Here is a 10,324-nt window from a genome sequence, read left to right on the forward strand (position 1 = left end):
GGGCCAGGTCGGCGCAGCGGGTGACAACGCCGCCATGGAAAGCTTCTTCAGCCTCCTGCAACACAACGTGCTCGACCGCCGCAAATGGGCCACCCGAGAACAGCTCCGGATCGCGATCGTAACCTGGATCGAACGCACCTACCACCGGCACCGACGCCAAGCCCGACTCGGCCGCTTGACCCCCATCGAATACGAAACCATCATGACCACACCAGCCGACCAGGCCGCCTAACCACTGTCACAGTTTCATTCAGCAGCCCCTGGTATGTTGCGGAGCCGGTCGCTGCAGACGCCATTAGACGACTCTTTGCTAGCAACGGCTATTCTGCGATCAAGGTTGTCGTGCGACCATAGGAGGAGTAACCATGGCCGAGTCGTTCACTCTAGGCTGCTACTGGGGACCCAGGTTCGCGGATCCAGAAGAGAGCGCCTCCACCACCGCTCGATGCCTGCAACGACTCGGCGAACTTAACCCGATCCTGGGCACCTGGTACCAAAAGGTCAACCGCCCAAGCGATTCTCTCAAGTACCCCGTGGAGATCGACGCGGCACACATCCGCCCGCTGTTGAACTGCGATGACAGTCTTGGATGTTCTCTTTCGTTATGGAATGGACAGCAAGCCGGAGTCGACTTCTATTTAGCGTGTGGCGGCACTTCCCCATGGGTTCATAACGTGTTAACTCTCAACTTCCCCTCCCCCGAAGAAGAAGCGGGAAACCTACACAGCCCCAGCATTATGCGGTCGGCCATGGAAATTGCCGTCCATGAGTGGAAACCTGACCAGGCCGCGTTATTCACCTATCCGATGCAAGAACCGCAACTCGAAACCAACGGCCCTCATGTCGGCTGGATGACCTACCTGAACGGGTCGATACCTACCACGATGCTCTCTGATGACGAATACGTCACCGAGCCCTTCTCAACCGGAACGATGATCACGATCGGTGACGACCCGTTTGCGGTCACCCCGGAGATGACCGTCCGGGTAGCGCGCAAGGTTCTTCCAGCGAACTGGACGTGACTAGCATGAGACCGACGCCCAAGCAGGCACCAGACTCGTCAAGCATAAGAGCTTCGACGCGATTGGTACACCTGTTTGCGCCCCTCGCAGTGAACCGCCCCGGGTTTGATGCTCATCTTCTTGTGAGGGAGTGTTGGCATCATGCCGATGAAGTACGACGCGGTGACGAGGGCGAAGGCGGTTCGTCCGGTGCGTGAGCACCGTGGTGATTACGCCACGGAGTGGGAGGCGATCCGGACGGTGGCGTCCCGGATGGGATGAGCGCTGAGACGTTGCGGAAGTGGATTCGGCAGGCCGAGATCGATTCCGGGGATGCGGAGGGGGTCTCGACCGAGGCGGCGCGGGTGATCCGCGAGCAGAAACGCAAGATCGCCGAGCTGGAACAGACGATCGACATTCTCAAGGAGGCCACGGCTTTCTTCGTGCGGGAGAGCGACCCGCGACGCCCGTGATCTGCGCGTTCATCGCCGAGCATCGCGCTCGGTTCGGGGTCGCTCCGATCTGTCGTGTGCTGAGCGCGCACGGGGTCCAGATCGCCCCGAGAACGTTTTATGCCTGGCTGGCGCGGCCGCCGTCGAAACGTGCCCTGTGGGACACCGCGGTCACTGAGCTCCTGGCCGGCTACTACGAGCCCGGCGAAGACGGGCGGCGGCCACCGGAATCGTTGTACGGGGCGGGAAAGATGTGGGCGCACCTGCAACGCCAGAACGTTCCGGTGGCGCGCTGCACGATGGAACGGTTGATGCGCGTGAACGGGCGGCGAGGTGTGGCGCGGCGCAAGAAGATCCGCACCACCGAGCGAGATCCGGCCGCGAGCAGGGCACCGGATCTGGTCGACCGCCAGTTCCGGGTCGCGGCGCCGAACGTGTTACTGGTGGCCGATTTCACCTATGTCCGGTTGGCGAGCGGGGTGTTTGTCTACACCGCGTTCGTCGTCGACGCCTACGCTGGGCGGGTCCTGGGCTGGGAATGCGCGACCAGTAAGCACACCGCGTTCGTCGAAGCAGCCATCCACCAGTCAGTCGCCGTCCGGGAACGGGAAGGAAATCCGTTGCCGGGTAACACAATTCATCACTCCGACGCGGGAAGTCAGTACACGTCTGTCCACTTTGGTGAGACGCTGATACTGTCCGGGATGACCCCGTCGATCGGCTCGGTCGGTGACGCGTTCGACAACGCGCTCGCCGAGACCACGATCGGGCTCTACAAGACCGAAGCGATACGCGACGATTCACCGTTCCGCCGTGGTCCGCTGGCCCGGCTGGGCCATGTCGAGCAGGTCACCGCGGACTGGGTGCACTGGTACAACACGGCCAGGCTCATGCACCGGCTCGACCGCACACCACCGGCCGAGTACGAAGCCGAATACTATGCACACCACGCCCGGCGACCAGCCGGACACCGATAAACCGGTGGGAACCAAACCCGGGACGATTCACGATCTGTCGTTGCAGTACTAGAGTGTTGCCGTATGGGGGTTGTACATTCCGTTCCCGTCCCCACTTGTCCAAGCGGAGTACACGGATTCCTGTACGGCTCCGCCCTATCGGTGGATCGAAACTTGGCGGTGTTCGATGGCTCCTGTCGGTGTGTGCCACGACAGAGACACGATCTACTGTCAGTATTGTTCAGCTGCCAAAGCGCCTGTTTGACACCTTGATACCCCTCGATAAACGAATACCCAGGGTAACTCTGTGCATTCCTTCGGGTGGTATAGGGTCCCGTGTGTTTCACGGGCGTTCCCGCTGGGGATGACCTCTATATAGGGGAAGCGGGAAAGGGAGTGCGCTGGTGACGCTCATCGACCATGGCACCGTAACCGTAGATCTGCCCATCATCGACACCTACCCGCTGTTGCGCGGGCTGCAACTGCACAGCCTGGCGCATGCACTCACCTATCGTTGCAAACGTTGCCGCAAGCGGCGCGAGTCGGTGATGGTCGCTATCGACGACGAGTGCGCGCCAGTTTGCCCGACATGCTATGCGAATAATCTCTACTCCCTCGCCCCAAATTTCGAGTAGGGCCGGGGCGGCGCCCGGGCCCTACTGGAGGACGCTGCCCGCGTCGTGTCGGCGCATAAGCTTGGTCTGGTCTGATGGCCACTGCGCCAGCAAGTTGCTGGAGTGGGCCAAGGCATCGGTTCGGTTCACCATGGCCATCGTAAAACGAACCGATGACGTCAGCGGGTTCCAGGTGCTACCTGACGGAGGGTAGTTGAGCAATTGTCAATACCTGTGGATTGGTCGACGATGTTCGCCGCAACGAAGCGGTGTGGGGTTACCCGGGGCCGCTCATGTATGCGTGGATTTTCTGTACGCGGCTGGTGAGGCCGCGTCGCTGGTCGACGGCGAGTTGCAGGTCCAGCGGTGCGACTGGCCTGTCGTGTCCCTGCCAGCGGACGTGTTCGAGTCGGGCGGTGGCAGGTCCCTGTTCGTGCGCCTCGGGCTCGTCAATGACGGCGTGCACGCCGGCGATCCATTCGAACAAGCAGTCAGAGAATGCTCTGCCGCCGCTGTCGGCGACCCAACCGGTCATCGCGGTGACCGGCTCGACCAGCAGGTCTTCAAGGGAGGTTCCAGCGAGCTGGGCGTCGTCAACACAGAAGCCAAGGTCGCCGGGTCCGGCATCGATCCCGCGCACAGCTAAGGTGCCGCAGCCGCAGAGAAACCAGCGCAGCTGGCTGCCTTCGACACGCTCCAAAAACACCTCCAGTGCCTGTCACCAGGCATGGGCCGCCGTCGAGCAGTCTGCAACAGCATCTCGGCTTTCTGTGCGACCACGGCAGGATGGTGGCGAAAGGACGGACAGGTCACATACGTCATCAATTCGACGCGCTCGGTGCACTGGGTCGCGGCCGCGAGCCCACTCCACACATAGGGCGCGTGCCCCTGTTCCTTGAGTCAGGGAGAGAGATGGTCGCTCGCCGCCTCGAAGTCGAACCCCACACGTTCCCGCCTCACCGGCGAGCCGGACGAGTTCCGCGGGACCGGTCTGCTCGGTCAGCGGGGTGTATTCGAATCGCATTCCCCGCTCGTGCCCTGGCCAGGGGCTCTCGAAACCGGCTCACCTCGGCTCGTCGTGTTCTCGTCGGCCGGTGTGCTGGAGTGTCTTCCCGAAGAAGGACAGGTAGCGCTCCTTCTCCGCGCGTTCGGCGATGTGCGGGTAGTGCAGGTCGAAGGCGGGCCGTTCGGACCGGATCCGGGGCAGTGAGGTGAAGTTGTGCCTCGGTGGTGGTGTCGAGGTGGCCCATTCCAGGGACATGCCATAGCCCCACGGGTCGTCCTGGGTGACGACCTCGCCGTAGCGGTAGGAGCGGAAGACGTTGTACACGAACGGCAGCACCGAGAAGCCCAGCACATAGGAACCGATCGTGGAGATCGTGTTCAGCGTGGTGAACCCGTCCGAGGCCAGATAGTCCGCGTAACGGCGGGGCATGCCNTCGTTNCCCAGCCAGTGCTGCACGAGGAANGTCANGTGGAACCCGATGAANGTCGTCCAGAAGTGGACCTTGCCGAGTTTCTCGTTGAGCATGCGTCCGGTGATCTTGGGGAACCAGAAGTACATGCCCGCATAGGTCGCGAACACGATCGTGCCGAACAGCACGTAGTGGAAGTGCGCGACCACGAAGTACGTGTCNGNGANNTGGAANTCNANCGNNGGCGNGGCCAGNANNANNCCGGTCANNCCACCGANCAGGAAGGTGNCNAGGAAGCCNANCGAGAACAGCATCGGTGTCTCGAAGGTCAGCTGCCCTTTCCACATGGTGCCGATCCAGTTGAAGAACTTCACCCCGGTGGGCACCGCGATCAGGAAGGTCATGAAGGAGAAGAACGGCAGCAGCACCGCACCCGTGGCGAACATGTGGTGCGCCCAGACCGTCACCGAGAGCGCGGCGATACCGAGCGTGGCGAACACCATTCCCTTGTAGCCATAGAGCGGTTTGCGGGAGAACACCGGAATGATCTCGGTGACGATTCCGAAGAACGGCAGCGCGACGATATAGACCTCGGGGTGGCCGAAGAACCAGAACATATGTTGCCACAGCACCGCTCCGCCGTTGGCCGGGTCGAACACATGGGCGCCGATGTTGCGGTCCGCGAGCAGACCGAACAACGCCGCGGTCAGGATCGGGAAGGCCAGCAGGATCAGGATCGAGGTGGCCAGGATGTTCCAGCCGAACATCGACATCCGGAACATCGTCATACCGGGTCCCCGGAGACACACCACCGTGGTCACCATGTTCACCGCGCCCAGGATCGTGCCGAGACCGGACACGATGAGCCCGGTGATCCACAGGTTTCCTCCCAGACCAGGGGAATGTGTCGCGGACGCCAGCGGCGTGTAGGCGGTCCAGCCGAAATCGGCCGCTCCACCCGGGGTGAGAAACCCGGCAAGGACGATCACCCCGCCGAAGGCGAACAGCCAGAAGGACAGCGAGTTGAGGCGGGGAAATGCCACATCGGGCGCGCCGAGCTGGATCGGCAGGACACAGTTCGCGAAGCCGAACAAGGTGGGCGTGGCATAGAGCAGCAGCATGATCGTGCCGTGCATGGTGAACAGCTGGTTGTACTGCTCCTGGGAAAGGAACTGCAGACCCGGTCGCGCCAGCTCGGTGCGCATCAGCAACGCCATGATGCCGCCCACCACGAAGAACGCGAACGCGGTCGCCAGATACTGCACCCCGATGTCCTTGGGGTCGGTCGTCCGCAGGACCCTGGTGATCCCCTGCCCCGCCGGGGCAGGCCTGCGAGACGAGTGCATCGGTGTCGGGGCCGGAGTCGTCTGCGCCATCCGTACTCCTCCGTGGATGATTCGGCCCCTCTGTCGTACCCACATGGCCGAGCATCAAACTCCGGCACCATCTGGCCGAAACGGACAGGCGTGAGCCGCCTGCTCCCGAGTAGCCAGTGGCGGCCACCGCACGATCAGCACACCACAGAAGCGGAGCCACTGTGCACCGAACGATCACGAACCGAGCCGGTCACCCGGATCCGACGGCACTGTGGCGGGCACTGGCGTTCGCTACGCTCGATCGGGGCAGTCGCAGCGCGCTCGCGATGCTGCGCCAGGCGGCCGGCGCGGCTGCTGCCGGTCAACCAGCCTGCCATGGTTGTCGAGCTCGGAGCCGGTACCGGACCGGTCGCCGAAGCGCTGGGGACGTGCTCATGGCCAGGAGCAGAATCATCGCCGTGGAAATCGACCAGGGCTCGGCCGCTGGACTGCGCGCACGACTGCCCGAGGTGGAGGTCGTGACCGCCGACAGCGCGCTGTTGCCCCTGTTGGCCACGGTACTCGCTCGCGAGGGCACGTTCGTCGCCCTGCTCATACTGGCCAGCCTGTGCCAGCGGTCCGGACACCGGTTCCCTCGCGAAATGTAGTCCCGGTTCCGGGGGATTCCGCTTCCGACCGGTGTGGCGGCGCGCCATCCCAGGGCTCGTGCTTACCGGTCGCTCGCCACCAATCGACTGATCGCGAATATTCAGCCTGCCGCAGTCTGTACCCAGGCGGAGAAAACCTCACCGGTGTCGTAGGAGCAGAGCCGATTCGCGGCAAGGAACACATACAAAGGACCCGGTTCATCAGGATCGGCGCCGCGGCCAAGCGGCACCGATCGCCGAACCCTTCGACTTTCTCCTCCGGAAACGTGGACGGGATCAGCGATGTCCACACCGGACCTCGGCACCACCGCGTTGCCCCGGATGCTTCGGCCGGCCAGTGCCTATGCCGGTGGATAGATCCGCCCGATCGCAGCGGTCTTGGTCACCGATAATCGATCAGCGTGCGGTTTCCACGCACTGCCCGGTTGGAGGCGTGTTGACCGTCGTCGAGCTGTGCGCTCACACGTCTCCGGGCGGCGAGGTCGAGTGGGTGGGATGGCGCTTCTGCCCGGCGAGAAACGCAGAGGCGAGAAGAACCATCGCGATCGCCAGGTGCATCCAGTTGTCCGGATCGTTGAGCCCGAGAAGGTTCGCGTCGGCCCCACGCCCGGCGAGCAGCCCGTAACCGTAGAGCAACAGATAGACCAGGCCAGCGGCGATCAGCAGGCCGTGGGCCAGTGGCGGTGTCCTTGTGACAGCGAGGAAAACGACACCGAGCACCACGAACAACAGATTCCGCACGATCGTGACCGAGAAGGTGTCGAACAAGAGCGCACTCGGTCCCCGTCCGGCGAGCCGCAGCATGTGGTAGTCAGTCGTCGCACCGGGTACGAAGCCCAGTAGCCCGACCAGCAGAAGCACAAGACCGGTACCAAACACGACGTACTGAACCGGCGGGCGTCGCTCGGACCGGGATTCCGTCTCGCCAGGCATCCCGCCTCCTCTCGGAATGTTGTGCCTATCGCGTGCCACGAGACCGCAGATACACCTAGTCGGCTACCCGAACGCCATTCGGTGAAACCCCGTTCACCGCTTGTTCGCATGCGCCGGCTTCCGGCGGGCACGTCGGCGGCAAGACCGGCGATCACGAGGAGGATTGACCATGACCGCGCCGGGACGGGCTTCGGCCACCACAGGCCTGCCCCGGATCGCGATCGTCACGGACGCCGACATCGGCCGCGGCGATCACGACCGATGTGGACGCGACGCGGCAGTTGGTGCTGGACAGCGGACTCGTTCGGTACCGCGTATCACGAGGAGGTCGACGGCGCCCGCGATACTGTCGTCGAGATCCCGCGCGCGAGCAGCCGGATCCCTGTTCTTCTTCGACCGTCCCGCCGACGCCCACGAGGTTGCCGCAGCCGTCGCTTCCTGACTACCCGGCGGCGGATGACACCACCGGTGCCAGCCTGTTCGTGGATGGCTGCACGCCCCTGACGGGCCGCAGGCGAGCAAGGAACTCGCTCCCTCTGCTGGCACCTGCCGTGATCGTGACACGCTCGCCGATCCCGGCTAACCGCCGAAGTCAGACCACCAACGGCTGTGGAACTCGGTGTCCACGATCTTCTGCGCCTGTATCGAGGACACGAACCGGTAAGTGGCCTCCACAAAAGCACCGAGCTGCTCGGCGTCGATGACGAACTCGGCTTGCCCGCTCGACGAATGCAGCTCGATGGCCGTCGACTCACCGTCGAGCGGTCCCCCGAACCTCCCTCTGTCCTGAGGGCGTATGCAGGCCCGCGGACAGCAGTGCCCTCGCCACCGTCCAGCTGACCCGCTCGTTTCTTCCGATCTGAAAGGAGAGCTGTACTGCCCACGGGTCGTCGCTGTTGTACTGGAACTCGACTTCGATCGGCATTGCCGTTTCGCCCGACAACATCACCTCGAAGATCGTGGTATCGGTGATAGACGAGCTATCGATCACGACTCACTCACCGGTTATTGTTCCTGTTACTGCGGTGACACCCACTCGAATTCGGGGCAAAACAGGTATCTGTCGGCTCGCCCAACGGGTCCCAAGACGGACATACCGAAAAGAGGTGATGGCGCGCTGTTCATCGTGGGCTTGCCCGTTCGACAACAACGGGGCTCGGCGGCCGCGAACCGAGCAGCAATCGGACCGCTTCACTGACATCCTCGGCATGCACGATCCGCATGACGGACCCGGAGACAACGGTAACGTCGGTATGCGCAGGAATCGTTGTCCTGGCGCGGTATCGGTCCAAGGCCGCGCCGGAGGAGCTGGCCAGACACGGGTTCCCTGGAATACCGGGGAGCAGTTGATTCGCGCCAATCGCATCGCGACCCATTGCTCTGTCCTCTTCGGGGAGCGTCGCAAGGCAACATTGGTATCCACTCTGTCTGTCCTGCCGGGTTTTCCCGGTGTGTGTCGCGGGTACTCCACTTCCAAATTCGGATAGGAGGTCACAATGACCGATTACGGCTCGGCCGTGCTCTTTCTGGTACTCGGTGTGCTGCTGATCGGCGTCGACGGGTACCTGATCACCGGCAACGGCCGCGTGTTTCTCCGGGACACCTATCAGTCGGCCGAAGCGGCCGCGGCCGCGAACCGGCTCACCGTCGCCCTGTTCCACCTCGTCGCGCTTGGATTGCTCGCGCTACTGGCCATCGCCCCACCTTCGGGCGGCGGTTTCCTCGCCGTTCTCGGCAGGCTCGGCGTGCTGTTGCTCGTGCTGGCCGCGATACACGGTGCGACGATGGGTGTCTTCAGTCTGCTGCGCTCACGCCAGCACGAAGCGCGCCTGCTCGGGCAGTCTCGTTCCCAGACCAGCAGTGAGGCACATATCGACGCCAGTCATGGCATCGCCAACGATGTGCCTGCCCGCGAACCGTACATCGCGCCCACGCTCGACGATCGACGCTGAATCCGGCTTACCGCACAGGAGTAGTCATGTCCGAACACCAGACCCCGGCCAGCGAACACGGGGAACACCTCGAACTCGACGAGAACCGCTCGGCCGCGCAGCCGCTCGACTGGCCACGAGACGACCCGCGCAGGGACGACCCTGAACACGACACCCGGGATTCCGCTGATTCCGAGACGACGGCTTTTCCGCCAGAGGCATCGGTTCCGCCGGGAGAACCCGAGGAAGGCGCTCTGCATCTGGAGACCGACCGCGAGGAAAGCGGAGGTTCAGCGAACTGACCCGCGACCTCGCGTCCGGCATACCGCGGGCGACCTCCGTATTCCCCGATCTTAGTCGGCGATACCGTTGTTCTGGTCGACGAAGGTCTGGCGTTCGGGTGTCACCCAGAGCATCACCCGCTCGCTCTTGATGGCCTCCGGCGGATAGGGCTTACCGGTGTAGTCCTGCGCGAGCTCGTCGACGTGTCCGCGCGCCCGGTCACCGCCGGTGGTCTCGCCGAGGACTCCCCGGATCTCCGCGTACCGGTACGGATCCTGCTCGTCGCGGATCATCAGGGCGATGCGCCCGTCGCGGCGGGCGTTGAGGTATTTCGCCCGGTGCGTCTCGGTGTTCACCACGAGTCGGCCGTCCTCGACTCCGACCCACACCGGTTGGTTCTGGATGCGCCCACTGGGCAGCATCGTGGCCACGGCGGCGAAGTTAGCGCCACCGGCCAGCCGCTCGGTCTCCGGCAGCAGTTTCGTGCCATTGGCTGTCTTGACCGCCATCGTCATGTTCTCCTTCGCCGAAAGGGAATCCTTCACGCACGTCCAGACCGAGCGCGGCGAGTAGTCGCGCACAATCCNCACTGTCGCGGGAACAGGCAGCCACGGCGCGCACCGCACGGCGGCGTTGTCCCACGCCAACCGAGGGCACCGGAATGTCGTCGAGTCCCACGAAATCCTCGTTGGAACGCATCAGTTGTCCTTTCCCTCGCGGGAATCGACTACCCACTTGCGGCGCGTCCATGCACACGAATCAGGACGCGACGGTGAT

11 protein-coding genes and 1 pseudogene are annotated in these 10,324 nt (G+C 63.6%); 7 read left to right on the forward strand and 5 right to left on the reverse strand.

Going from position 1 to position 10,324, the window contains the following annotated elements:
• The 4 genes and pseudogenes from A37U_RS47035 to A37U_RS0135795 all read left to right on the forward strand — a co-directional run.
• Positions 1–232: integrase core domain-containing protein (locus A37U_RS47035; RefSeq protein WP_020501471.1), on the forward strand; the 232-nt coding region annotated here is incomplete at its 5' end.
• A gap of 133 nt (positions 233–365) precedes the next feature.
• Complete coding sequence (locus tag A37U_RS52275; RefSeq protein WP_157183247.1) at positions 366–1,022, forward strand: Imm52 family immunity protein; 657 nt, start codon at positions 366–368, stop codon at positions 1,020–1,022.
• 141 nt (positions 1,023–1,163) lie between these two features.
• Positions 1,164–2,430: pseudogene (locus tag A37U_RS0135790) on the forward strand (IS3 family transposase).
• Between the two features lie 383 nt (positions 2,431–2,813).
• Complete coding sequence (locus A37U_RS0135795) at positions 2,814–3,044, forward strand: hypothetical protein (protein ID WP_020501474.1); 231 nt, start codon at positions 2,814–2,816, stop codon at positions 3,042–3,044.
• A gap of 256 nt (positions 3,045–3,300) precedes the next feature.
• Here the strand turns inward: A37U_RS0135795 and A37U_RS52770 are convergent, their stop codons facing one another.
• Positions 3,301–3,723, reverse strand: a complete 423-nt coding sequence (locus A37U_RS52770; RefSeq protein WP_169526992.1) for a hypothetical protein — start codon at positions 3,721–3,723, stop codon at positions 3,301–3,303.
• A gap of 363 nt (positions 3,724–4,086) precedes the next feature.
• Positions 4,087–5,814 carry an aa3-type cytochrome oxidase subunit I gene (gene ctaD / locus A37U_RS0135810; protein ID WP_020501477.1) on the reverse strand — a complete coding sequence of 576 codons (1,728 nt, stop codon included), beginning with the start codon at positions 5,812–5,814 and terminating at the stop codon, positions 4,087–4,089.
• Positions 5,815–6,188: 374 nt separating this feature from the next.
• On the opposite strand from ctaD, the gene A37U_RS0135815 reads away from it, so the two are divergent.
• Entirely contained in the window at positions 6,189–6,401 is a 213-nt protein-coding gene (locus A37U_RS0135815) for a hypothetical protein (protein ID WP_157183248.1), read from the forward strand.
• Positions 6,402–6,860: 459 nt separating this feature from the next.
• Here A37U_RS0135815 and A37U_RS47045 read toward each other — a convergent pair whose 3' ends face one another.
• Together A37U_RS47045 and A37U_RS47050 are read right to left on the reverse strand one after the other, a co-directional pair.
• Positions 6,861–7,334 (reverse strand): DUF4383 domain-containing protein, encoded by a 474-nt coding sequence (locus A37U_RS47045; protein ID WP_020501479.1) that lies wholly within the window; start codon positions 7,332–7,334, stop codon positions 6,861–6,863.
• Between the two features lie 751 nt (positions 7,335–8,085).
• On the reverse strand, positions 8,086–8,325 hold the full coding sequence (locus tag A37U_RS47050) for an SsgA family sporulation/cell division regulator (protein WP_020501481.1): 240 nt from the start codon (positions 8,323–8,325) through the stop codon (positions 8,086–8,088).
• 505 nt (positions 8,326–8,830) lie between these two features.
• Here A37U_RS47050 and A37U_RS47055 point away from each other — a divergent pair.
• Together A37U_RS47055 and A37U_RS0135840 are read left to right on the forward strand one after the other, a co-directional pair.
• Positions 8,831–9,286 (forward strand): hypothetical protein, encoded by a 456-nt coding sequence (locus A37U_RS47055; protein ID WP_020501482.1) that lies wholly within the window; start codon positions 8,831–8,833, stop codon positions 9,284–9,286.
• 26 nt (positions 9,287–9,312) lie between these two features.
• Positions 9,313–9,567 (forward strand): hypothetical protein, encoded by a 255-nt coding sequence (locus tag A37U_RS0135840; RefSeq protein WP_020501483.1) that lies wholly within the window; start codon positions 9,313–9,315, stop codon positions 9,565–9,567.
• A gap of 51 nt (positions 9,568–9,618) precedes the next feature.
• Here the strand turns inward: A37U_RS0135840 and A37U_RS0135845 are convergent, their stop codons facing one another.
• On the reverse strand, positions 9,619–10,056 hold the full coding sequence (locus A37U_RS0135845) for a PPOX class F420-dependent oxidoreductase (RefSeq protein WP_026197729.1): 438 nt from the start codon (positions 10,054–10,056) through the stop codon (positions 9,619–9,621).
• Positions 10,057–10,324 lie beyond the last annotated feature (268 nt).

The organism is Sciscionella marina DSM 45152 (assembly GCF_000379465.1).
Classification (GTDB): Bacteria; Actinomycetota; Actinomycetes; order Mycobacteriales; family Pseudonocardiaceae; genus Sciscionella; species Sciscionella marina.